Annotated in this window: 24 protein-coding genes; 9 read left to right on the top strand and 15 right to left on the bottom strand. The window is 48.3% G+C overall.

Annotated features, from left to right (window positions below; genetic code table 11):
• Nucleotides 1–206: 206 nt before the first annotated feature.
• The 6 genes from rpoS to E2I14_RS01440 all read right to left on the bottom strand — a co-directional run bounded on the left by rpoS (nt 207) and on the right by E2I14_RS01440 (nt 5,954).
• Nucleotides 207–1,214 carry an RNA polymerase sigma factor RpoS gene (rpoS, locus tag E2I14_RS01465; protein WP_133324719.1) on the bottom strand — a complete coding sequence of 336 codons (1,008 nt, stop codon included), beginning with the start codon at nt 1,212–1,214 and terminating at the stop codon, nt 207–209.
• A 41-nt stretch (nt 1,215–1,255) separates the two neighbouring features.
• Nucleotides 1,256–2,179, bottom strand: a complete 924-nt coding sequence (locus tag E2I14_RS01460) for a peptidoglycan DD-metalloendopeptidase family protein (protein WP_133324717.1) — start codon at nt 2,177–2,179, stop codon at nt 1,256–1,258.
• A gap of 17 nt (nt 2,180–2,196) precedes the next feature.
• Nucleotides 2,197–2,838 carry a protein-L-isoaspartate(D-aspartate) O-methyltransferase gene (locus E2I14_RS01455; RefSeq protein ID WP_406675697.1) on the bottom strand — a complete coding sequence of 214 codons (642 nt, stop codon included), beginning with the start codon at nt 2,836–2,838 and terminating at the stop codon, nt 2,197–2,199.
• A gap of 287 nt (nt 2,839–3,125) precedes the next feature.
• Nucleotides 3,126–3,860 carry a 5'/3'-nucleotidase SurE gene (gene surE / locus E2I14_RS01450; protein ID WP_133324713.1) on the bottom strand — a complete coding sequence of 245 codons (735 nt, stop codon included), beginning with the start codon at nt 3,858–3,860 and terminating at the stop codon, nt 3,126–3,128.
• Between the two features lie 77 nt (nt 3,861–3,937).
• A complete protein-coding gene (locus E2I14_RS01445; RefSeq protein ID WP_133324711.1) occupies nt 3,938–4,276 on the bottom strand; it encodes a P-II family nitrogen regulator in 339 nt (112 codons plus the stop codon).
• A 64-nt stretch (nt 4,277–4,340) separates the two neighbouring features.
• Nucleotides 4,341–5,954, bottom strand: coding sequence for an NAD+ synthase (locus tag E2I14_RS01440; RefSeq protein WP_133324709.1), 1,614 nt, complete (start codon nt 5,952–5,954; stop codon nt 4,341–4,343).
• 16 nt (nt 5,955–5,970) lie between these two features.
• Between E2I14_RS01440 and E2I14_RS01435 the strand changes: the two genes are divergently transcribed.
• Nucleotides 5,971–7,170, top strand: a complete 1,200-nt coding sequence (locus tag E2I14_RS01435; RefSeq protein ID WP_133324707.1) for a GNAT family N-acetyltransferase — start codon at nt 5,971–5,973, stop codon at nt 7,168–7,170.
• Nucleotides 7,171–7,495: 325 nt separating this feature from the next.
• Complete coding sequence (locus E2I14_RS01430; RefSeq protein WP_165967718.1) at nt 7,496–8,488, top strand: serine/threonine protein kinase; 993 nt, start codon at nt 7,496–7,498, stop codon at nt 8,486–8,488.
• Between the two features lie 163 nt (nt 8,489–8,651).
• Here the strand turns inward: E2I14_RS01430 and ppa are convergent, their stop codons facing one another.
• From ppa to hemC, 5 genes are all read right to left on the bottom strand, one after another.
• A complete protein-coding gene (gene ppa, locus E2I14_RS01425; RefSeq protein WP_133324703.1) occupies nt 8,652–9,188 on the bottom strand; it encodes an inorganic diphosphatase in 537 nt (178 codons plus the stop codon).
• Nucleotides 9,189–9,235: 47 nt separating this feature from the next.
• Nucleotides 9,236–10,435, bottom strand: a complete 1,200-nt coding sequence (locus E2I14_RS01420; RefSeq protein WP_133324701.1) for a heme biosynthesis protein HemY — start codon at nt 10,433–10,435, stop codon at nt 9,236–9,238.
• Nucleotides 10,435–11,643: a uroporphyrinogen-III C-methyltransferase gene (locus tag E2I14_RS01415; protein WP_133324699.1), complete on the bottom strand. Its 1,209-nt coding sequence runs from the start codon at nt 11,641–11,643 to the stop codon at nt 10,435–10,437. Before E2I14_RS01415 ends, E2I14_RS01420 begins: the two co-directional genes overlap by 1 nt.
• Entirely contained in the window at nt 11,640–12,452 is an 813-nt protein-coding gene (locus E2I14_RS01410) for a uroporphyrinogen-III synthase (protein WP_133324697.1), read from the bottom strand. The genes E2I14_RS01415 and E2I14_RS01410 overlap by 4 nt, the downstream gene beginning before the upstream one ends.
• 128 nt (nt 12,453–12,580) lie before the next feature.
• Nucleotides 12,581–13,531 carry a hydroxymethylbilane synthase gene (hemC, locus tag E2I14_RS01405; RefSeq protein WP_133324695.1) on the bottom strand — a complete coding sequence of 317 codons (951 nt, stop codon included), beginning with the start codon at nt 13,529–13,531 and terminating at the stop codon, nt 12,581–12,583.
• Nucleotides 13,532–13,741: 210 nt separating this feature from the next.
• Here hemC and E2I14_RS01400 point away from each other — a divergent pair, with 210 nt between their 5' ends.
• The 3 genes from E2I14_RS01400 (at nt 13,742) to E2I14_RS01390 (ending at nt 17,603) form a co-directional block, all read left to right on the top strand.
• Nucleotides 13,742–14,443, top strand: a complete 702-nt coding sequence (locus E2I14_RS01400; RefSeq protein WP_133324693.1) for a DUF599 domain-containing protein — start codon at nt 13,742–13,744, stop codon at nt 14,441–14,443.
• Between the two features lie 230 nt (nt 14,444–14,673).
• Nucleotides 14,674–15,690, top strand: coding sequence for a tryptophan--tRNA ligase (gene trpS, locus E2I14_RS01395; RefSeq protein ID WP_133324691.1), 1,017 nt, complete (start codon nt 14,674–14,676; stop codon nt 15,688–15,690).
• 758 nt (nt 15,691–16,448) lie between these two features.
• Complete coding sequence (locus E2I14_RS01390; protein WP_133324689.1) at nt 16,449–17,603, top strand: ABC transporter substrate-binding protein; 1,155 nt, start codon at nt 16,449–16,451, stop codon at nt 17,601–17,603.
• A 73-nt stretch (nt 17,604–17,676) separates the two neighbouring features.
• Here E2I14_RS01390 and E2I14_RS01385 read toward each other — a convergent pair whose 3' ends face one another.
• Nucleotides 17,677–18,696 (bottom strand): MerR family transcriptional regulator, encoded by a 1,020-nt coding sequence (locus E2I14_RS01385; protein WP_165967717.1) that lies wholly within the window; start codon nt 18,694–18,696, stop codon nt 17,677–17,679.
• 225 nt (nt 18,697–18,921) lie between these two features.
• Between E2I14_RS01385 and E2I14_RS01380 the strand changes: the two genes are divergently transcribed.
• The 4 genes from E2I14_RS01380 (at nt 18,922) to E2I14_RS01365 (ending at nt 21,275) form a co-directional block, all read left to right on the top strand.
• Entirely contained in the window at nt 18,922–19,230 is a 309-nt protein-coding gene (locus tag E2I14_RS01380; protein WP_133324685.1) for a high-potential iron-sulfur protein, read from the top strand.
• On the top strand, nt 19,227–19,958 hold the full coding sequence (locus E2I14_RS01375; RefSeq protein WP_227544550.1) for an SDR family NAD(P)-dependent oxidoreductase: 732 nt from the start codon (nt 19,227–19,229) through the stop codon (nt 19,956–19,958). The genes E2I14_RS01380 and E2I14_RS01375 overlap by 4 nt, the downstream gene beginning before the upstream one ends.
• Before the next feature lie 160 nt (nt 19,959–20,118).
• Nucleotides 20,119–20,838: a GTP cyclohydrolase I gene (gene folE / locus E2I14_RS01370; protein ID WP_133324683.1), complete on the top strand. Its 720-nt coding sequence runs from the start codon at nt 20,119–20,121 to the stop codon at nt 20,836–20,838.
• A gap of 8 nt (nt 20,839–20,846) precedes the next feature.
• Nucleotides 20,847–21,275 (top strand): BLUF domain-containing protein, encoded by a 429-nt coding sequence (locus tag E2I14_RS01365; protein WP_133324681.1) that lies wholly within the window; start codon nt 20,847–20,849, stop codon nt 21,273–21,275.
• A gap of 60 nt (nt 21,276–21,335) precedes the next feature.
• Here E2I14_RS01365 and E2I14_RS01360 read toward each other — a convergent pair whose 3' ends face one another.
• From E2I14_RS01360 to E2I14_RS01350, 3 genes are read right to left on the bottom strand one after another with little or no spacing between them, the layout of a single operon-like run.
• The gene (locus E2I14_RS01360; RefSeq protein WP_227544549.1) at nt 21,336–21,791 is read right to left on the bottom strand and encodes a DUF2214 family protein; all 456 of its coding nucleotides are present in this window, start codon (nt 21,789–21,791) and stop codon (nt 21,336–21,338) included.
• 19 nt (nt 21,792–21,810) lie between these two features.
• The gene (locus E2I14_RS01355; RefSeq protein WP_133324679.1) at nt 21,811–22,653 is read right to left on the bottom strand and encodes a LytR/AlgR family response regulator transcription factor; all 843 of its coding nucleotides are present in this window, start codon (nt 22,651–22,653) and stop codon (nt 21,811–21,813) included.
• 10 nt (nt 22,654–22,663) lie between these two features.
• Nucleotides 22,664–23,785: a sensor histidine kinase gene (locus E2I14_RS01350; protein WP_133324677.1), complete on the bottom strand. Its 1,122-nt coding sequence runs from the start codon at nt 23,783–23,785 to the stop codon at nt 22,664–22,666.
• Between the last annotated feature and the right edge of the window lie 27 nt (nt 23,786–23,812).

Below are 23,812 nucleotides of genomic sequence, written 5' to 3'. Positions count from 1 at the left end.
TTTCGGAAAAATTGATGGAATGGCGGTTGGTTTGATTAAAATACCGCAGTGCAGACAATCCAAGGTCGGGGAGTATAGCAGGGAACGCCATTGCCTAAAATGGCGAAAAACTAATGAAATAGGCTTTGCGCTTTAGGTGTCCAGAAAAACTAAGGGGCACTTATTAGCGCCCCTTCATCGTGTCATTGCTACCGATCCGGTTAGGATCATAACAACGCATCCCGCCCAACGCCTCTTGATGAGAACGAACGTTTCAGTTTAATTAATGCTTCTTGTTGAATCTGGCGAATGCGTTCACGGGTAACGCCCATTTCTTCGGCCAATGTTTCTAATGTTGCAGGATCATCATTATCCAAACCAAAGCGACGCATGATGACCACACGTTGTTTGTCCGGAAGCTTGGACAACCATTCCCGCACTAAAACACTTAATTCACGGCGTTCAGCACGAGAGTCTGGTCCATCGTCGCTGTCACCTGGCAACATATCCATCAAGCTAGATTGTGGATCGTTGTCGAGTGGCATATCCAAGGAAGTTGCGTGTTCTGACAAAGCCAAAATATCTTGCACTTCACCCATTGGACGACCGACTAAACTGGCAATATCTTCAATCGCTGCATCACGGCCATCGTGATGTTGCGCTTCGATATGGTATTTGGCGCGCAAAATTTGATTCAATTCACGCACAACATGGACTGGCAAACGAATTGTGCGCGCTTGGTTCATGATTGCACGTTCAATACTTTGGCGAATCCACCAAGTGGCATAAGTAGAAAAGCGGAAGCCGCGTTCTGGTTCAAACTTATCAATTGCGTGCATCAAACCCAAATTGCCTTCTTCGATCATGTCTAACAAAGCCACACCGCGATTGATGTAATGTTTTGCAATAGACACAACTAAACGCAAATTGTGTTCGATCATTTTTTGGCGCGCGATAAAGTCACCTTTTTTAGCTCGGGTTGCCCAAGCCAATTCTTCTGGTGCCGTAAGTAACGGACGCGTACCGATTTGATTTAAATAGTACTGCGTTGTATCTGTAGATAACTCTGCTGCCAACACTGTTTTTAATTCATCGACTGGCTCAACAATAGATTCTTTTGCATCACCAGCATCACCATCTTCATTAGAACCATCTGATAATTCAACTTCGCGTAAATCTTCCGATGCATCCTCAGATAACTCATCTTCTATTAGGAGACTGTGTTTGGCTGTCATAGCATTAACTCGACTTTAGGTTGATGGAATACTTCTCGATTTCATCGACCCGGTAAAAATTTAGTCGGGTCGACGGGCTTTCCTTGCTGACGTATTTCAAAATGCAACTTCACTACATCGCTATCTGAATTCCCCATCTCGGCAATTTTCTGCCCTTTACTAATAATCTGCTTTTCTTTTACTACAATGCTTCTATTATGTGCATAGGCAGATAACAAGTTATTGGAATGTTTGATGATCACCAAATTACCGTATCCACGTATACCGCTACCGGCATACATCACCGTTCCGGCAGCTGCGGCATAAATATCCTGACCTAATTTTCCAGTGATATCTATCCCCTTACTTTTGTTATCGTCAAAATTTGCAACAACTTTACCTTCCGCAGGCCAATTCCACACAATTTCATCAACTATTACTGGGTCAGCTATTTTTTCTGCTGTTTTTTCCGGAGTTTTTGGAAGATTTTTGCTCGTTGTTGCATCTATCACATCATTTTTTTGCATTTCCGCTAACGTCGCTTCCGTGTATGGACGCTTGTCGGCGCGTGGCGAATTCTTATTATTGCCGGATGGCACTGCATTCGTTGCATTTAACGGACGAACTTCCACTCCACTCGACGCAACGCCACTCGTTTGTCCTCCCGCCGAATCAGGCGGAGCAATCCTTAATACTTGACCAACTTTAATATCGTTCGGATTGGCTAAATTATTCCAACTAACAATATCGCTATAGCTTTGCCCCTTATCTAAGGCAATTCGATATAAGGTGTCGCCTTTTTTTACCACGTACTGCGTTTGTGTATCGTCAGGCTTTGGCGCTGAAACAACCACCACCGGCTTCGGTTGCTCCTTAATTACCACCGGAGTTCTATCTTCAATTGGTGCTTTGGTTGTTGGTGTACTGCAAGCTGCCAACATGCTACTGATCACCACATAGCCGGTTATCTTTTTTAAACTGTTCATGCGATTACACTTCTTCTTTAAATAATGCCTGGGCGCAACGGTACAAAATGACATTGCTCAAGTACCGTTTTCGTCCAGTTTGCGTTTCCAGTACGTTCGATTAGCTGCAACACTTGTTGCCGCTCCCCAACAGGAGCAATCAAACGACCACCAATAGCTAATTGCTGCAATAAAGCGTCTGGAATCTGCATTCCGGCAGCCGCCAATATCACACCATCGAACGGTGCAACTTGCGGTAAACCGTGCATACCATCACCATAATGCAAACGTAAATTTGCAATCCGAAGAGAACGCAAATTTTTCTTAGCCAATTCATGCAATAGCTTAATCCGCTCTATCGAATAGACGTTTTCGCACAATTGTGCAAGAACGGCCGCTTGATAGCCGCAGCCAGTGCCAATTTCCAATACATTGCGCAATTTTCTGCCATTACGCATTATTTCAATCATGCGCGCCACAATATAGGGCTGCGAAATAGTTTGATGATGACCAATCGGCAAGGACGCATCGACGTACGCCTGCCCGACCAAACCCGATTCAATAAAAACATGGCGCGGAACCGTGTCCATTGCATCTAAAACAACGCTATCTTGTACGCCCGCCTGACTTAGTCTCTGCACCATCGCGCGGCGTGGCGCGGCCAGATTTGCAGAAGACATCGGTTTCGATGGCTGCGACGAACCTGCTTGGGTAGTTTGTACAGCCTGAGCGGAAGTAGATTTTCGCGGTGATGCCACGACAACAGTATTTTTTGCTGATTTATCTTCCGATAACCCCGCATTATTTTTTACAGCTTGCTGCCGTGCCACATGCTGACGCACGTTTTGCGTGGCAGTTTGGGGGGTGGCTACGGTGGCAGAGTGATGACTTTTGGTAGTGCGATGCGTGGACTTATTGTCTAGCGAAGAAAGCGGCAAAGGAAATTTATGGCTTTTTGCAGTCATTATTACCAATCCTTGCTTAATTTCGCCAGTAAGTCCGTATTTGTTAAATCAATCTGCAACGGTGTCACCGAAACATACCCTTGCTCCGTCGCATAAAAGTCAGTCCCCTCGCCCGCTTCCTTGGCCGCACCGGACGGCCCAATCCAATAAATTGGATTGCCGCGTGGATCGGCGGATTTAATCACTGGCTCGGACGGATGACGTTTTCCCAAGCGCGTAAGGTGCACGCCTTTTATTTCGGCAAGATGACGATTGGGAATATTGACGTTCAATAAATAAGGGGACGCTAATTTGTCCAAACGATGCTTTACAAAATCCAACGCAAAGCGCGCCGCGTCATCGAGATGACTCCATCCTTTATCGACTTGCGAAAATGCAATGGCCGGAATACCAAATAAAAAACCTTCCGTAGCCGCAGCAACGGTGCCAGAGTACAGCGTGTCGTCACCCATGTTTTGGCCTTGATTAATGCCAGAAACAATCAAATCAGGCCGGTAATCGAGCAAACCCGTGAGCGCAATGTGAACGCAATCCGACGGCGTTCCATCGACAAAATACAGGTTATTGCCCGCCTTGGACACCGATAACGGCTTATCTAAGGTCAGCGCGTTGGATGCGCCAGAGCGATTGCGTTCTGGCGCAACCACCACTACTTCGGCGATTTTGGACATGGCATCAGCCAAAGCCAAAATACCGGGTGCTTGATAGCCATCGTCGTTACTTATTAGTATTTTCATTGTTCTATTCTAACCTATGGCTCTCAAGCAACTTCGTTATCAGTTGTTTTCAGGCAATTTTCTGAGCTTTTATCGAATTAAACTGCCTCGGAACCTGTTTCACCGGTGCGGATACGAATGACTTGTTCAATGTTTTGAACAAAAATCTTACCGTCGCCGATTTTGCCAGTGCGCGCCGCTTTGATGATGGCGTCCACGGCATTGTCCACCACCTGATCATCCACCACCACTTCCACCTTAATTTTCGGCAAAAAATCGACTACGTACTCAGCGCCACGATACAACTCGGTGTGGCCTTTTTGACGACCAAAACCTTTTACTTCGGTGACCGTTAAGCCAGTAACGCCCACTTCAGCCAAGGACTCGCGCACTTCATCGAGCTTAAAAGGTTTAATAACGGCAGTAATTTGTTTCATGATGTGCTCCGTGTTTTACGTTATGTTGAATGATGACAGACCAGTTTGCTCAAAATTGATACCGCTAATCTCTGAACTTCGAAGTAATTGGGTAACGCCAATCGCGACCAAAGGCGCGATGTGTAACGCGAATACCAACAGGCGATTGGCGGCGCTTGTATTCGTTGATTTTTATTAAACGCGTAATCCGATCGACATCCTGCTTGGCGTAACCTGCCGCCAAAATTTGTTCAGTCGAGTAATTTTCTTCCATGTGCAATTGCATGATGCCATCCAGAATTTCATATGGCGGCAACGAATCTTGATCGGTTTGATCAGGGCGCAATTCTGCGGAAGGTGGACGAGTAATAATGCGCTCAGGAATGACTGCCGACAAACTATTGCGGTACGCACAGAGACGATAGACCAATGTTTTAGCGATATCTTTGAGCACCGCAAAGCCACCCGCCATGTCGCCATATAAAGTGCAATACCCGACTGCCATTTCACTCTTATTGCCTGTCGTGAGCACGATCGAGCCGTATTTATTGGACAGCGCCATGAGTATCGTACCGCGGATCCGGGCTTGGATATTTTCTTCGGTCGTATCTAACGGCAAACCTGCAAATTCTGTTGCTAGCGTTGAGGTGAAAGCGTCAAAACAAGAGTTAATTGAAATCTCATCGTAGCGCACGCCTAATTTAGCCACCATTTCGCGCGAATCGATCCACGATATTTCGGCGGTATAGGGCGACGGCATCATCACGGCCCGCACTTTCTCTGCACCCAATGCATCGACCGCAATTGCCAAGGTTAACGCGGAATCCACGCCACCCGACAATCCGAGCAAAACGCTGGGGAAACCGTTCTTGGAAATGTAATCCCGCACACCCAGCACCAAGGCTTGATATACCTGCGCCTCGACTGACAGTTCCGGCTCAAGCACGCCAGCGACGGGCTGTCCGTTATCAAACGTAATGAGCTGCATATCTTCTTGGGCATGCTTGAGTTGCGCGACTAACTTGCCCTGCTGATTCAAGACGAACGAATTGCCATCAAAAATTAATTCATCTTGCCCGCCCACCAGATTGGCAAAGGCCAAGGACATGCCTTGCGCGCTGACGTTGTCGCGCATGACCTGCTGGCGCAAGTGCTGCTTGTTCATGTGATATGGCGATCCGTTCAAAATCAGCAAAACTTGCGCGCCATCCGATTTAGCTTGTGCGGGAACCGATGTATTCCACGAATCTTCGCAAATCGCCAATCCAAATTTCACACCAGCCAAACTAAATACCAAGGAATCTTTACCCGAATCGAAATAACGCTTTTCATCGAACACGTCACCATTGGGCAAATCCTGTTTGCGGTAGCTTCCCACAACGCGGCCATTGACTAACAACGACGCTGCATTAAAGCGACGCCCCTGCTCCATCAGCGGATGACCAACGATCACATGCAAATCCACGAATTCTGCTAATCTCTTGGCCAACTCGTCCAAAGCGACATCGGAAGCGCGGTAAAACGAATCGCGCAACAATAAATCTTCGGGCGGATAACCGACCAACGATAATTCTGGCGTGAGAACAATCTGCGCGCCTTGTTGATAGGCGCTGCGGGCGAAATTAAAAATACGATCAGCATTGTCGGCCAACGCGCCAACAGTGCTATTCATTTGAACCAATCCAAGCTTGACCATGATGGAAGACTATCGATATATGCAAGTAGCGAATTATCGCACGGCTATCATAAAAAATTTATCCGAAATTACTCCCGACCAATGGGAGCAATGCCGCGGCGCGCCATTTAATCAACAGACCACCCCATTTCTGTCCTACGCCTATTTAAGCGCGCTAGAACAATCGGGCAGCGCCTGCACCAAAACGGGCTGGGGTACTCACTTTGTGACGCTTTGGAAGGGCGATGAGTTACACGCTGCGCTGCCCATGTATTTAAAAACTCATTCCTATGGCGAATATGTCTTCGATTGGTCTTGGGCTAATGCATTTGAACAAAACAATCTGCCGTATTACCCTAAATTGCTATCGGCCATTCCATTTACGCCAGTTACAGGGCCGAGGCTGTTAGCAGTTGATCAGGCCGCTTTCGACGCATTACTGGGCGCGCTCATCCAGCACAGCGAGGCCGGCAACACTTCAACGACCCATCTGTTATTTCTTCCCGAGGCTCAGGCAAACCAATTGCAAGCTGCCGGTTACATGCTGCGTTACGGTGTGCAGTTTCATTGGACTAATCAAAATTACACTGATTTTGCAAGCTTTCTGGCTAGCTTGGCGCAAAAGAAACGCAAAAACATCTTGGCCGAACGCCGCAAGGTCAACGAGGCCAATATCAGTTTTCGGCATAAAGTCGGCGATCAAATCAGCCGCGCTGATTGGGAATTTTTCGTCGAATGTTACAACCACACCTATTACGAACACGGTGGAATCGGTTATCTCAACTTAGCATTCTTTTTGCAAATTGCCGAAACGATGCCCGACAACATTTTAATGATCACGGCCTACCGCGAAGGAAAACCGATTGCTGCCTCGCTGCTGTTTCTCGACCAAGAAACCGTGTATGGACGTTACTGGGGCTGTGTTGAGTATCACCCTTGCCTGCATTTTGAAACCGCCTACTACCAGCCATTAGAATTCTGTATCGCGAATCGTTTGCGCTATTTTGAAGGCGGCGCTCAGGGCGAACATAAAATGGCACGTGGATTTTTGCCAAAAACCACCTATTCTGCACATTATGTCAATCATCCTGCGTTTGCTGAAGCGATTGAGCGCTTCCTCGAACGGGAGCAAGTTGGAATCAATAACTACATCAATGAACTCGAAGAACACAGTCCATTTGCCAAACATGGGAAATCGTCAATGAATCAAATAGATCAAGATAAAAGCTCCGACCAGTGAATTTGATTCTGTTAAAACTAAGCGACAAAAATACTCCCCACCCCAAAGTAGAAATTTGAACGATTACATATCCGTAGAGAGCTAAAAATATATGTGAAAAAATGGGGTATATATTATCTTTGAATAAAATCAGGCGATTAAATCGAAATTAATCAAGCCAGATACTCCCGTATGTATTTAAGATTTTCTGCAATACAAATTACAATGTCACGATAAGCAATTTGACCTAAATTGTGAATTACCCAATAATACTTGCCATATGGAAAATAATAAGCGATAAAACTAGCCCGATATGAATTCAAACCCACCTCAAATTCACTCCAGCATGACCCCTATTAAAAAAGTAGGGCGTTTTTTGCTTTACCGGGAATTGGGGCGCGGTGCAATTGGCACCGTTTATTTTGGTCACGATCCGGTCATTGACCGAGCGGTTGCCATCAAAATTTTCCACAATTTACCTTCCTCGCAAGAGAAAAAGCAGCGCGATCAAATCTTCATGAACGAAGCGCGCGCGGCTGGTCGCTTGTCGCATCCCAACATCATCACAATTTTTGACGCATCCAGCGAGGGAACGGCAAGTTTCATCGCCATGGAATATTTGCAGGGACAGGATTTACGTCAATATTTGGCGGACAACAAACCGTTGCCGTATTTGGTTGCCGCGCAAATGCTTCAAAAAATTGCCGAAGGTTTGGAATACGCGCACAACGAAGGAGTGATTCATCGCGACATTAAGCCTGCCAATATTTTCATCCAAGAAAATATGCAGACCAAGTTGGTCGATTTTGGCATCGCCCGCGCCGTCAAACGTGAAACCACCGCCAACGCCGAACAGCCAGCAACCTTATTCAATAACAATATTTTGGGCACACCCAACTATATGTCGCCGGAACAAGCGCAAGCCCGACCGGTGGATAAACTCACCGACATCTATTCGCTCGGTGCTGTGATGTATGAAATGCTGACCCGCCAAAAGCCGTTTCAATCGCGCGACATGGATAGTCTGATTCACATGATTATCAACAAACCGATCAAAGCTCCACACGAAATCAATCCCGACATTCCGTTAGCGTTGTCCAAAATTGCGGTTAAAGCGATGTCCAAAACTCCGGATAAGCGCTATCAATCTGCTGCGGAAATGGCATTGGAATTACGACGTTATGTGCTGGCAGAAAAGCGCGATCAAAAACAAGCCGCTGAAAAAAGCAGCCGAAAAAATGATAAGGCTGAAGGGGAACGTGGTCGGTTATTTTGGTTAAGCTGCATCGCGATCGCGGTGGCGTTATTTGTTTCCTTGCATTCTTGGCTGGGCAAATAGTCACGAATAAAGCGCAAACGTCGACCACACAGCGCGGCTTGGCGCAAATTTAAACTGCTGTTCATCCCACACAAAAACTAATGGCATCATTTCCATCCCAACTTGGGACAAAAATAATGCCATCTACAAGCTGATGCGCCAAATAAGCGGCGCAGCCAACTAATTAAGCGATAGATTTTTGGTAAGTCGCTACGCCATCCAAAATTTCTGTGTGCGCATCTTCTGGGCCGCCCCAACCTTCGACCTTAACCCACTTACCTTTTTCCAAATCTTTGTAATGCTCAAAGAAGTGTTGAATTTGGCGCAAACGCAATTCGTTCATGTCTGCCGGTTTTTGCCAGTGCGAATAAATCGGCAAAATCTTATCTACCGGAACCGCCAACACTTTCGCATCTTGACCCGCTTCGTCAGTCATTTTCAATACGCCAATTGCGCGGCAACGAACGACCACACCAGGAATCAGCGGGAAAGGCGTAATTACCAACACATCCACCGGGTCGCCATCGCCAGCAATGGTTTGCGGAACATAACCGTAGTTGCACGGATAATGCATCGCTGTACCCATAAAACGATCAACAAAAATCGCGCCGCTTTCTTTGTCCACTTCGTATTTAATCGGATCGGCATTCATTGGAATTTCGATGATGACGTTAAAGTCATGTGGAAGGTCGCGGCCTGCTGGGATTTTATTCAAACTCATTTTGCTTCTCTCTATTAAAAATCAACGGATAACACATACAGAAATCGTTACGAACGTTCGGCAATCAAAGCGCAAGCGCGGTAATACTCGGCCGCCTTTTCTTGCTCACCTAATTGTTCATTTAATTGCGCCAAACGCAGATTCGCTTCGCGCAAACAGGTCGGGTCAGAGCCATACAACAAAGCTTGTTGCAGGCTTAATTCGGCTTTGCCCCACAGCTTTTGGTGTAAGCACAAAACGCCCATGGTTAAGGCTAACTCGGGATCAATCGGATATTTACCCATCCAAAATTCACAGCGTTCGATTTGATTCAATAACGCTGCGGAACCTTCTTTGGCTGCGGTTTCGCGGTAAGCGACAATCAAGCGATCATCCCACGATTCATCCAACGCTTTTTCGAGCAAATTACGTGCATCATCGTACAAACCTTGCGCGACCATCGTGCGCGCAGCTAAGGCGGCGACAAATGGTTTCAAGCGATCCTCGGCTGGAATGCTGTACCACAAACGGCGTATCGATTCGGCGTCATGTCCATGATCGGACAGCAAATCTTGGTATGCCAATTCACGCAGTCGTAGCGATAAGGCTGGATGCAGTGAACGATGTTTATCGAGCGCTTTTACCAAGCGTAATACCTCGGTCCATTGCTTGGCTTGCTGATTGGCTTTTAAGGCCCAACGCAAGACATGAATGTGGCGCGTACCGTTGGCGTTTAATTCTTTCACTGCTTGCAAAGCCAAGCCAGATTGGTGTCCATCGACCAATAATTCGGTGGCGCTCACCAAGCGTGCGACTTTGTATTGCTGATTGTCTTCAATACCGGCCAACCACGCATCGCGTCTATCCATTTGCCCCATGTTGTGCGCGGCACGTGCGCCAATTAACGAGGCCAATGCTTCATTTTCTGGCAACTCAGCAGCCCGCATGGCGGCTTTTTCAGCATGGCCGAAGCGACCTTCAAAAAATGCTTTGAGGGAATCGCGCAGCGCTTTATTGCCTTCGCGTTCGCCTTTGCTACGGCGATAAGCCGCAACCCGCTCAGGCATTTGTTTGGTCATGCTGATGGTGTAAAACAGCACACCCAACAAGGCGAACACAACGAGCACCGCAAGAATAAATAAATTCAATGACATGTCTATCCGATACGGCGGATAGAACAAGACGACATTGCCGGGATTAAAGCGAGCGGATAACGCGACCAAAACGGCCGTCGTAAATAGCAAGACTAAGCGGATAAAAAAGCCCATTATTGCTTCACCGTAAAATTACGCACGGCGTTTAAGCTTTCGGCCAAACTCGGCATTTCGATCGAGACGTTACTGTTTTGAATTTGGCGCAACAAGGCTTGCACAGTTTGGGTTTGTTTGGCGCGGGTGTCGAAGTAGCGGGCGATTTCGTCTTGCGCCGCAATCATGTCGCTTCTAAAAGGTGTTTCGCTGCGCGACAACAAAGCCAAACGCGCATTCAATAAACGCAGCTTGACGTTTTCTTTGGCGAAGTAACCTTGGCTTGGCGTGAGCAACAAGGCATCGGGGTTTTCGACGTTACGGATGCGGACTAACTGGCGTAATTGACCCCACATTTCGGTCGACCAACTTTGCCACCGGTCGTCCAACCAAACAGACCAGCTGGACGCGGTGCTTGGCTCGGCGGTGCGAGCGTCTTTGCTGTTTTTAGTGTTACTTGCGCTCTTCGCCGCGCTTGCTGCTGGCTTAGCGGGTTCACGCACTTTCACCGGACTAGCAATCACAACCTGGTTTTCATCCACCCACAACGGCATTGATTCAACTTGTGCGATCGCGCTATCTAAGCGCAACGCGATGCCCGGCAAATCCAAATTAGGCAACGCTTTTAGGCGGTCAATGTCGCGTGCAATGGAACGGCGAATGGTAATGAATTGCGGCTTATCGGAGCGCGCCAAACGCGCGTCGGCATTTTGCAAGGCGATTAATGCACCTTGCACATTGCCCGATAACTGCAATTGCTGGCTTGCGGTGGACAAGACTTGTTCGATTTCGGACAAAGCCCAATCGTCGCGATTTTTGGATAAATCTTGATACAACTGCTGCAACGCCAAGGCGTGGCTTTCTGTCTCGGACTGCTTACTTTCTAGCACACCGACTTTGACTTGCAATTCCTTGCCTGCTTCTTGGAATGATTTGGCTATCGTTTTAGTTTCCGCATTGCTCGCATCAACGGCTTGCAAGCGGCGCGCTAATTCTTCGCGTAACTGACTAATTTGATTGGTGGAGCTCCACCATTGCGCGACCAATAAAACGGCCAAGCCGATAATGGCGCCGTAAGTTAAATTGGTCGAAGACAAAGCTGGCGAAGGAGACGATTTGATATCTTGAGCTGAATTAACAGGAGTATTTTCCATGGTCGTTTTGACTGGATAAGCTGAATCAGCAGGTTGCTGCTCTGGAGTTGGGGAAGTATTCGGGGATTCGTTCATGGGCTAGATTGTAACGCGAGCAAGAGGTTTTCGTCGCCTGAACCGATGAGGCGAATACACTTAAATTCACATTTTTCGGCGGTCTCTACAATACGATGATGAGATACTAACAAATTTACTTGTTGTAAATGAACAACGGTCGCATCACCAAGCAGTTTTTTTGTCAGTTCAACAAGGGTACGCAGTGCTTCCGAACTACTTACCACCCAAGCGGATGAATTGAAAACCAAACCCTGCAATTGCTGAGCTAACCGAGTCGCGTCATCGCCATCCGAAGTTGGGGACAACCGTCGATAAGCGACGACCTTGGTGACATTAATGCCATGCTCCAACAATGCATCCGACAACAACTCCCGTCCGCTTTCCGCTCTAAAAATTAAGGCATCACGGCCTTTCAATGTAGGTAAATCCAGCTCTAATAACAAGGTCTCTGAATCGCTGCGAAATGGATCGGTCGGGCAATAAATCCGGTGCGTAGCATCGTTAATCCCGTGCTCAGCCAACGCAACACGACTGCCCTCACCCACCACCGCCAAAGCCAGGGCATTGGGCCAAGTCAGGCCGAGTTGATCCAGCGCAGCAAACACCGAATGCACCGCGTTGGGGCTGACGAACACCGCTAAAGCGAAGCGCGGCAATTGGCCTAAGGTTTGTTGTAATTGAGCGTAAAGCGCCGAATCGACTTGCAAACCTTCGATTTCTAACAAGGGGAACATGGCAACCTCATAACCCAAACCCGTCAAGCGCTGCGCTAACGGGCGCGCTTGGCCAATTGGTCGGGTGATTACGATGGGTTTTGGATTGCTCATGGAAGGGTCATTAGCTGCTTCAATTCGGTTGCCACTAGCTAGGGTAGTATCGAATCTACTCAAAGACTATGACTGCTTGCTGACAACACAGCGCAAAGTGCTCAGCGTAACGCTCATCAAGAAAAGGGTTACGCTTGCGCCGTTTCAGCTAAACATTGCGCCAAAATCGCGGCGGCGTCTTGCTGTTGTAATTGCTTAACGACTTGCGCGCTTAACTCAGCGCCCTGGGAACTCGGCCCACTGGCTTCGGCACGCACAATTTTTGTGCCGTCTGGCAAGGCAATAAATGCGCGCAAACGCATTTGCGCGCCATCAATCACCGCATGCGCTGCCAACGGAATCTGACAACTACCACCAAACGCTTTTGACACGGCGCGTTCGGCATGCACCGCTTGCGCCGTCGTAAGATCATTCAAGGGAGCTAACCAAGCAGCCAATTCTGGATTATTGTCGGCAATTTCAATCGCCATCGCTCCCTGTCCGGCGGATGGCAAACTTTCTTCTGGCTCGATGTAAGAACGGATACGTTGCGGCAAACCAAGCCGCTTTAAACCAGCGGCTGCCAAAATAATGGCGGCATATTCGCCTTGATCGAGCTTACGCAAACGGGTATCCAAATTGCCGCGCAGCGGTTTAATGTTGAGGTGCGGAAACTGCGCCATCAAGGCTGCTTGTCGGCGCAAACTGCTGGTTCCCACCACGGCACCTGCCGGCAACTGATTTAAGGCAGCAAAGTCATTCGACACAAAAGCGTCACGCGGGTCTTCGCGCTCCAACACCGCGGTTAATTGCAAGCCTTCCGGCACATCCATGGGCATATCTTTTAGGGAATGCACCGCCATATCGGCACGACCATCGAGCATCGCCGTTTCTAACTCTTTGACAAACAAGCCTTTGCCACCGACTTTGGATAAGGTACGGTCCAAAATTTGATCACCGCGCGTAGTCATGCCGAGCAATTCGATGACGCAATCGGGATACAAGCTCTGGAGCCGGGCTTGCACGTGCTGGGCTTGCCACATCGCCAAACGGCTTTCACGGGTCGCTATTATTAGTTTTTTGGGTAATGAGGTGGTCAAGACAGGTTCTCTCTTGGCTGGCGAATTGAGCAAATTGGGGCGCAACGGGGGGCGCACTTTACTACAAAAAACCGCCGATTAATCGTAATTTTGGTAGCGGATTTTATCATATGGCTTTGGAGTAATATTGCGTTAAGTTAATCCACTACGTAGAATTCGCCCATTTAGCAACTATTTGCCCCTTATTTGCACCCTACCTACGGAAAAATCATGGATTTACTCGACAACCCAGCCCTAACCGAGTTGGGAATGGTGCTAGCGGTCAGTACATTATTGGTACTTTATTACTGGCTGTTTGATCATGGATTTCTGGGCTCACAGGCCTTGCGCAGCTTTAATCAGCAGTCACGCCAACATTGGGTGGCCGCGATTCTAACTCATTCGGGCAATGAAATTCTGGCTGCTCAGGTGTTGCGCAACTCAATTATGAGCGCCACTGTCATGGCGTCGACTTGTGTGCTGCTGGTCATTGCCACCATGACGTTGGTGAGCGACCCAGATAAGTTTGCCGCCCATTGGCTGGGGGACGCCGTAACCCACGGAGTGTGGCGCATTAAAGTCGGCAGCTTGTTGCTCGTGATTTTTTTGGCGTTTTGGCATTTTGCGCAATCGATTCGGATATATGGCCACGTTGGGTATTTACTGGGAATGCCCAAGCAAGGCAAATCAATTGATGCCAGTAACATTGAGTCAAGTTATGTACCAGTCCCAGAGCAAGCGACAGCGCTACTGAACACGGCAGGTCATATGTTTTCGTTCGGCAATCGCTATTTTTTCTTCTCGCTGGCCTTGGCGCTGTGGTGGTTTGGATTTATTTATTTTGCCATTGGCACGATTAGCCTGACCGCGATGAGCTGGCGACTTGAAAGCCGCGCCCTGCTTCCGAGCAAGCCAATTACCCCGATTAAGTAACTAAGTCGAGTGATTTTGCTGCGATGTTGCGCCTTGACACTCAACTTTCTGCGCGGCATGATGGCGCTCTTTATTTGCCGCGCGAACCAAAACGGATAGCATGGCGCAATCCCGAACACCATTAAAATTGCTCGATCCGCTTTATCGTCGTCACTCTGCCCGCCATTTCACCAGCCCAACCAACGTTAAGCTAAAAAAATCCGGGCGCCGTGCTGACAAACTGGAAAACTATGTCAACTCAAGAAAATAAAACTCACCTAATCCTGACCGGCGACCGCCCCACTGGCCCATTGCACTTAGGTCATTACGTTGGCAGCTTGTCCAACCGCGTTAAATTCCAGCACCAATACAAGCAATTCATCATGCTGGCCGACGCGCAAGCCTTAACCGACAATATGGACGATCCGGGCAAAGTGCATCGTAACGTGGTGGAAGTGGCGTTGGATTATTTGGCGGTTGGGATAGACCCGAAGTTAAGTACGATTTTTATTCAATCGCAGATTCCCGAATTAACCGAACTGACTTTTTATTACTTAAATTTGGTGACTGTAGCGCGTCTAGAACGCAATCCAACCATTAAAGAAGAAATCCGCCTGCGAAACTTTGAACGCGATATTCCGGCAGGATTTTTGACTTACCCAGTAAGCCAAGCAGCCGACATTAGCGCGTTTAAAGCAACCTTGGTTCCGGTCGGCGAAGATCAAATTCCGATGATTGAGCAAACCAATGAAATCGTGCGTCGCTTTAATCGTTTAGCAAATCAAGAAATTCTGGTGGAATGCCAAGCGCTGGTGCCTGAAATTGGTCGCTTGCCGGGCATTGATGGCAAAGCCAAAATGAGCAAATCGCTGGGTAACGTCATCAACCTCGGTGCCACCGAATCAGAAATCCGCGCCGCCGTTAAAAAAACCTACACCGATCCACTGCATTTACGCATTGAAGATCCAGGTCATTTAGAGGGCAACGTCGCCTTCACCTATTTGGATGCATTCGACCAAGACAAAGAATCGCTCGCTGAAATGAAAGCGCATTATGTGCGTGGTGGCCTGGGCGATGGCACGGTCAAAAAACGTTTGGAGGAATGTCTGCAAGAATTAATCCGCCCAATCCGCGAGCGTCGCGCTGCATTGGCACAAGACCGTGGCTACATCATTCAAATACTGAAAGAAGGTACGGAAAAAGCGCGTGAAGTGGCAGCGCGAACCACGTCAGAAGTGAAAACTGCACTCGGCTTAAAACACTTCTGAGAAAAATACATTTCCGCTACAAAGCAAAATGCCCAGTAACGACTGGGCATTTTTTTCGCTTAACGTAATGAAGCATAGTTAAATTTACCTCCCAAAAAATAGTCAACAGTTCGTGCTTTGCATGATCAAAACTCATTCTTTTCAGCTCGATCATCCAACTATAAAACGCTGCTGAGTTCTTGCAAAAGAGCGCCAATATTGGCGATAACTTGCATTAACTAAAACTAAGTAACAATTTCTAAGGCAACTTACATTTCATCGGCAATTAATCCAATCGGCAAATCTTCGATTGGTGGCGGCGGAATTTGCTCGTCTAGCCAATCTTCTTGGACATCATCGTCGTCTTCAGAATAAAAATAATGGTACATAAAACCTCCTTTTTGTGCGAACGCACAATTTATGGAAGCCCATATATATCATATAAATTTTCGAATAATTGTTAAATTTTGCTGCATCTGCACAATTTAAAGAAAATAAAATAAAAGCCATGTTGTTTGTACTCCAAAAGCCACCAAAACTAAATAAATTTCCTAGCATTTGATGTACGTCCATTGATCTCCAGCAATTTTATTGCACCGCGGAAACTGTTATACTACGTTATCGTCAACCGTTAAGTTTCTCCGAGCTGACTCGGAGAATTTACGGGCATTTCAACCTATCTTCGACATCGTTTAACTTAGCCTAACGCTGCATGCAGCGACGGCACCACGACATTCACTTTGTCGCACAAGTACCTCTAGAATCCAGGAAAAATTATCATGAACAAATGGTCGCTTCGGTTAGCAGGACTACTCACTTCGTCCCCATTAAAACTAGCCGCCGCCCTGCTCGCGCTGGCCGCGCCACTGGCCTCGCTTGCAGCAGAACCCATCGTCCTAGGTCAGTCCGCCGCGCTAACCGGACCGGCGAGTATGTTGGGTACCGAAATGGCACGCGGCATGAATGCCTATTTCAATCAAGTCAACGAGCGTGGCGGGGTCAATGGTCGCCCAATTAAATTAATCACCTTGGATGACGGATACGAGCCTGAGCGCACAATTCAAAACACCCAAAAATTAATCACTGAGAATAAAGTCGTCGCATTGGTGGGCTATGTCGGCACGCCAACTAGCGTGGCAGCGCTCCCAACCATTAAGACTGCTGGTTTGCCCTTTATTGGCCCCTACACCGGCGCCGACAGTCTGCGCGACGGCAAATACGAAAATGCCTTCAACATTCGCGCCAGCTATAACGATGAAGCATTGACCATCGCCAAAGAAGTTGACGGCATGGGATTGCGCACGATGGGCATTGTGTATCAAAAGGATGCCTTCGGCGAAGCCGGTTTGCGCGCCATGCAAGCAGCACTCGCTAAGCATCCCGGCATCAAGGTGATTTGGACAGAAACTGTTGAACGTAACTCAACCAACGTCGATGCGGCGCTGGCTAAAATCGCGACCAATCACGTCGATACAGTGTTTGTCGTGAGCGCCTACAAAACCGAAAGTGAATTGTTAATCAAAGCGCGCAAAGCCGGCTTCGTGGGAATCTTCACCACCTTGTCGTTCGTGGGAACTGAACCGCTGGCGCAATTGGCAGGTGTTGCCGCCCGTGGCGTGGTTGTTCCGGCTGTGATGCCAAGTCCGCACACCGAGCCCACCACTCTATCCGCCGAATATCGACGTGCGATGGCAGCCAATAACAGTAATCCAAGTTTTAGTTATGCCAGCATCGAAGGCTACGTCGCCGCTAAAGTAACTGTCGAAGCGATCAAGCGCATCAACGGCAAAGTCAACGCCGATTCGATCAATGCAGCTTTGCATGGCATGCGTTTGGACTTAGGCGGATTTGTGGTGGATTTCACCCGATCAAATAACGCATCACAATGGGTCGAGACCACCATCATCGGCGCGAATGGAAAGATTTCTCGCTGAGCAAGATCAGTGAAGATTAGGTAAAAAAGGCTGCGTCGAAGCAGCCTTTTTTACGTGGGTGTTTGTGGCACGATTAATCCGGCAGCGGCAATCCTTCTGCCTTGGCCACTTGCTCCAACATTTTCTCCATAATCACGCGGGCTTGCGCAGTAGCCTTTCCCATCGCATGGTGCAGCGCGACGTCGTCTAAATTTCGGTTTTGGCATTCGGCACTGTAGCGCTCGAAACTCGACAAAGTGCGCACGATATCGACTAAATGACGCGGGCATTCGCAGTACACCGAATTGGACGCTAATTCGATAGCGGATAGGGCTTTGTCGTTGAAGCGGGCGGCGGCAACCTCGGGTTGAGTCGCTTCGTGCGACTTAGTCGGCGCTTGGGTCAACACATGCATTACTAAGGCGCGTTGGCATAGCGCTTCGATTTCTTTCGGGTCAGATGGAATCCGCGCCACGACAAAGCCGGCTGAACGCAGTTTGCGGATGACCGAATGACGCGCAAAACGGTACAAAATCACGCCGCCGTAGGCTTTGATTTTGCGCCGAATTTGGTCTATCGAATCCAGATCAACATCAGCCATTTCGTTAATTTCAACCAACAACACTTCGGCAGTTACCTCCGCCCAGCCTGCTAAAGCGTTTTTCATCGTCGTTCCGTTGCCGATTACTTCCAACACGGCCGAGCAATTACACATACCAACTAAACTCGTTCCCATGCGCTCAGCCACGACTGCCACGCGAATGTGATTTGCTTCGGCTTTTGACGCGCCATTGGCCGATGAAGAATCGGCTGCACTGGCTTTGGTGATGGACAACATTTCGAGTAACTCTTCCCGGGACAAACGTGCGACAACGCCGATTTGATTGCCCAAATCGACCAGTTGCTTAATCAAACTGAGTTGCTTAATTTGGTCCAAGGAATACTCACGCTGGCCATGTTCGGAGCGTTTTGGGTTCACTACACTGTAGCGACGCTCCCAAACACGCAACGTTTCTACAGGGACGCCAGATAGCCTAGCGGCCGAACCGCTGCGGTAAGTCGGAGCGGCTTTACTATCGGTGGAATCGGAAATTGTCGACGTAATTGAGTTCATAATGTTCGCCATTTGGTTAATGTGAACAGGTATTGTACTGGAGTTTTAGAAAAACATAGGTTCAATCTCTGGACAAATAGAATTATTTGCCCTATCTTGTTGCTACAGAACAAAATTTTGAGCGCGGTGCCCAGTAATAACGCGCTTCAAGTAAGCCAGACGTGAGTACCTTATTAACGCCTGACTTACTCATTTATTATTACTGGGTTACTCGAAAGGTACATCATGACCACTCGCCGCCAATTTATCTCTTATTCAGTCCCTACCCTAATCGCCTTGAGCGCAATCGGCAAAGCTAGCGCCGCACCAGCACACATTGAAGAAACCGACGCAACTGCAAATGCGCTGGGTTACAAACACGATGCCACCAAAGTCGATGGTAAAAAATTCGCTGGCTATGCAGCGGGTCATGTGTGCAGCAATTGCCAACTGTACCAAGGCGCAGCGAGCGATCCTTGGGGTGCATGCGCCATCATGGGCGGCAAACAAGTCAATGCCAAAGGTTGGTGCTCAGCTTGGGCTAAGAAAGCGTGATAGAACAGTTGCACACCGCGGAACACAGCGCTCTCGCAGCATCGCCCGCTGCGCTCATTATTGGCGCGACTGGCGGCATCGGCAATGCGCTGCTGACGCAATTACAAAGCAGTCAGCGCTTCGCCACGGTGCTGGGCTGCGCCCGCTCTGACTACATCAGGCTCGATCTACTTGATGAATCTACGATTGCGCACGCCGCACAAGAAGTCGCGGCGCACACCAACGATTTACGGCTCATCATCGATGCCACAGGAACTCTGCACGGCGAAGGCTGCGAGGTAGAGAAAAGCTGGAAGCAGCTTGAACCATTGGCGATGGCAAAGTCGTTCGCCATTAACGCCATCGGCCCAGCGCTGATCATGAAGCATTTTTTGCCCTTGTTAGCGACGCAAGAACGCAGTGTCTTTACCACGTTGTCTGCGCGCGTAGGCAGCATTGGAGACAACCAACTAGGCGGCTGGTACAGCTACCGCGCTTCCAAAGCGGCGCTTAACCAATTAATGAAAACCGCTTCGATTGAATTGCGCCGCACTAAACCGCATGCGATCTGCGTAGCGCTGCACCCAGGTACGGTCCAGACAGCGCTGTCCCACCAATTTGTTAAATCAGCGCCCAATGTGGTATCTCCGGAAATCGCCGCCCAGCGACTGCTGCAAGTAATCGAAAATTTAAGTTCGGCTGACAACGGCGGATTTTTCGACCATAACGGCAAAACCGTCGAATGGTAGCTGAAATGCACAGCCAACTAAATCCAGTTAAAATCGCGCTATTCACTTTTTTGAGCACTCCTTCGGCGCTGCTTGAAACCAACCCAAACGCCGCATACGCATTCCCCAAAAACCGAACACAACAATTACCACCTTATCAACTATTAAGAGCGGATTCCCAATGACAACCAAAAGCGTTTCTGATCCAACGGAAGAAGCGAAATACCTTCCGGTATCCACCAAAATCCGCAATCGACTGCAACAAGCGAAAAAGCGTTTTCATGCCAACGACAATATTGCTGACTTCATCCACGAGGGCGAACTCAGCGCTTTGTTAGACGAAGTCGCTGGCAAGATGAAAGGCGTGTTAGAGAGCTTAGTCATCGATACCGAGAGCGATCACAACACCCAAGACACCGCGCGCCGCGTCGCTAAAATGTATTTGAACGAAGTATTTCGTGGCCGCTATGTCACCGCTCCTCCAGTGACCGAATTCCCCAATGCCGAGCATTTGAATGAATTAATGATTGTCGGCCCGATCACCGTGCGCAGCGCATGCAGCCATCACTTTTGCCCGATTATGGGACGTTTGTGGATAGGTTTGATGCCGAATGAAAATTCCAACTTAATCGGTTTATCCAAGTATTCCCGCTTGGCTGAATGGGTTATGTCGCGACCACAAATTCAAGAAGAAGCCATTATTCAGATGGCGGAATTATTGATGAACAAAGTCAACCCTGACGGTTTAGCGGTCGTTATGGAAGCAGATCACTTTTGCATGCACTGGCGCGGAGTGAAAGATTCTGAAACAAAAATGGTGAACAGCGTAATGCGCGGTTCGTTTTTAAAAAACGCTAATTTACGGCGCGAATTTCTTTCCCTAATCAATTTAAAGAACTGAGGAATACCATGCTAGTTCGACTGCTTTATGCCAGCCGCGCCAAAGCTCCTTTGGCGATCACCACCACCGACGCCATCCTAGACAAATCGCGCAACAATAATCGCACCAACGGTATCACTGGAATTTTGTGCTACAGCGATGATTTGTTTATCCAAGTATTAGAAGGTGGCCGCGACCCAGTGTGCCAATTGTTCAACACCATCGTGCGCGATGATCGACACGTCAATGTGCGGATTTTGAGTTTTGAAGAAATTTCCGAACGCCGCTTTGGCGCGTGGACCATGGGTCAAGTCAATATGACCAAAGTGAATCCGTCGGTGTTGTTGAAATACTCCGAGAAGCAGGAACTCAATCCGTTTGCTTGCTCCGGGCATGCCACGATGGCGTTGTTGGATGAATTAATTGCCACGGCTTCTGTTGTTAGCCGCAGCAGCTAACTATAGGCAAAATACATCGTTGACCAATCAACGGGTAAATTAGCGGCTCTAATTTACCCGTCAACCAATTACCCCCGCACCCTTGGCCATCTGCGCGGCGCAAAATAAAATCACCACAATGCCTAGCAACTCCAGATGAATGATCAGCTTTATTAACTTCAACTTCTTTGGCGCAATCACAGGCAACTCCCCTTTAGCCGCTATTTTTCGCCACGACAAAAACTCCATCGTTGGAATAATCGACGGCAAACCGACCAGCAGAAATACGCCGAGCTTGAGGTGAAAATAAAAGTTATGGAAATAGTAGAACGAGCCTTTTTCAAAATAGAAAACACGCAGCAAACCGATTAACAACACCAATCCCGCCGCCGTTCCATAAATCAAATCAACCCGCATTAATTGCTTGGCTCTGAGGACACTCAACTCGCCGTTTAGCAGCACAAGTTCTAGCGCTAAAGCGGTCATTAAAGCAAACGCAGCGATGTGATGGAAGAATGCGAAATAAGCTGACATCATCCGATTTCCCTCGATAAGTTTATTTAACTAGCGCTTTAATTGTTGGCCACAAACGGCGCGAAATCGGCAAGCGCTCTTTGCAATCGCGTAAAATCACTTGCCACGCCTCGGTCATTTTCCCTGTTTGCTCATCCAATTCCATGCCGCGTTCTACGCCGATCAATGCCGATCTAGCGATCAGTGCGTTACGATGAATTCGTACAAACACGGTTGCCATTTCTTGCTCAATTGCTTGCAGCGAATCTTCGATTAAATATTGCCGCTCAAGCGTGTGCAGCGTCAGATATTTTTGCTCGGCTTTGATGTACAAGACATCGTGTACCGCGACTAACACAATACGGCCTCGTTCCATGACAGAAAAATATTTACGCGGTAGCGCAACGATGTTCGTTGCCGAAGATGCGCTAGAATTTGCGCCCGAATTCGGCATAGCATTGCTTGATTCAGTCGAACTTAACGAACTTACACCGTGCATTTTTTCGCGTATCTTCACTGCGCGCAATAGCGCCTCTTGCAAACGCTGGGCGCGCACCGGTTTCAACAAATAATCAAATGCATGTACTTCGAACGCTTGCAAGGCGTAGGCATCGTGCGCCGATAAAAAAATCACGCTCGGCGCCACTTGTGCTTGCGTGTTCTGCAATAAATGATGCGCGAATTCGATTCCGCTCATGCCCGGCATTTGCACGTCCAACAAAACAATATCGGGTCGACACAATGCAATTGCATCGAGCGCGGGCTGCGCGTGTTCTGCTTCACCTACCACATCGGTTGGACACTCAGCGGCGATATCCGAGAGCAGCATGCGGATGCGTTGGCGCGCGGGAGCTTCGTCGTCGAGAATAAAAATTTTAGGGATCATGTCAAGTTAATCAAATAGTGGCATCGTCGTGACGTTTGATGCTGCGGCGCTCAACATTAGGATTACGCTGGTGTTCGCCGCCTGAATTTTTTTGGTAGGGAAAACTAAGTTTAACTTGGAACTGATCGCCGACCACAGCGGCATCAAAATCGGCTTCCACGTCGTACAGCAGCGACAAACGTTCACGAATATTATCGAGCGCCATTTGATTACCTTTGGTCTCGTGCTTGCCGTGATACGGATTCTCAATCACGATATAAATGCGCTCGGAGCTGCGATTTAATTTGATGGTAATCAAGGCCAGCTTCTCGGATGGCTCAACGCCGTGATGCACCGCATTTTCGATTAATGGCTGCAATAACAAGCTGGCGATTTGGGCTTCTTTCACATTTTTTTCGCTGAAATTGGTAATTTCCCATTCGACTTTTAAACGCTCGCCCAAGCGGATTTTTTCTATCGACAAATATTGGCGACATAAGCGCACTTCGTCGTACAAGGTGGACATATCGCGTGTATCGCGCATGAGCACACGAAACAAATCGGCCAAATCTTCTAATGCTGTCTCGGCCCGCAGCGGTTCGGTTCTGATCAGTGACAGCACGGCATTGATACTGTTAAACAAAAAATGCGGCCGAATCCGCGCTTGCAAGGCTTGCAGCTTCGCTTCGCCCAAGGCGGGCGAAAAAGCGCGCGCTCGCAATTCAAAATGCTGCTGATAAATTAGGCCAAAAAATCCAGACAAAACGAACAACTGCCAAGCGGAAATGTGAGCAAAATCATTCTCAAACCATTGCTGAGCGTCGATAAAAATGGCCAAGGCGCTAGCAATCGAGCCAGGGATTAATCCGCACAGCCCGCGTTGAACCCATAGAGGGAATAATTGCACCAAGGCGACTTTTCTAATGCCACACAACATTAATAACGATAGAATACTGATCGTTTCCAGCAGCATGGCCGAATTAAAAAACTTAACCACAGCCGATGGCGTATCACTACTTTGTATCCAAATGGCGCAAAACACCGCCGAATTGGTCGCCAACAAGACGCGATAAATCACCCCGATATTGCAGCAATCTGGAATAACCGACGACACAGCCGAAGGAGTTGCTGTCTTCAGGTGCTTTATAATCATATCAATTCCATGTAAAACCCTAGGCAA

The organism is Sapientia aquatica, assembly GCF_004358105.1.
Lineage (GTDB): Bacteria > Pseudomonadota > Gammaproteobacteria > Burkholderiales > Burkholderiaceae_D > Solimicrobium > Solimicrobium aquaticum.
Note: the sequence above shows the minus strand (reverse complement) of the source record. Positions and strands in the feature narration are given on the sequence as shown.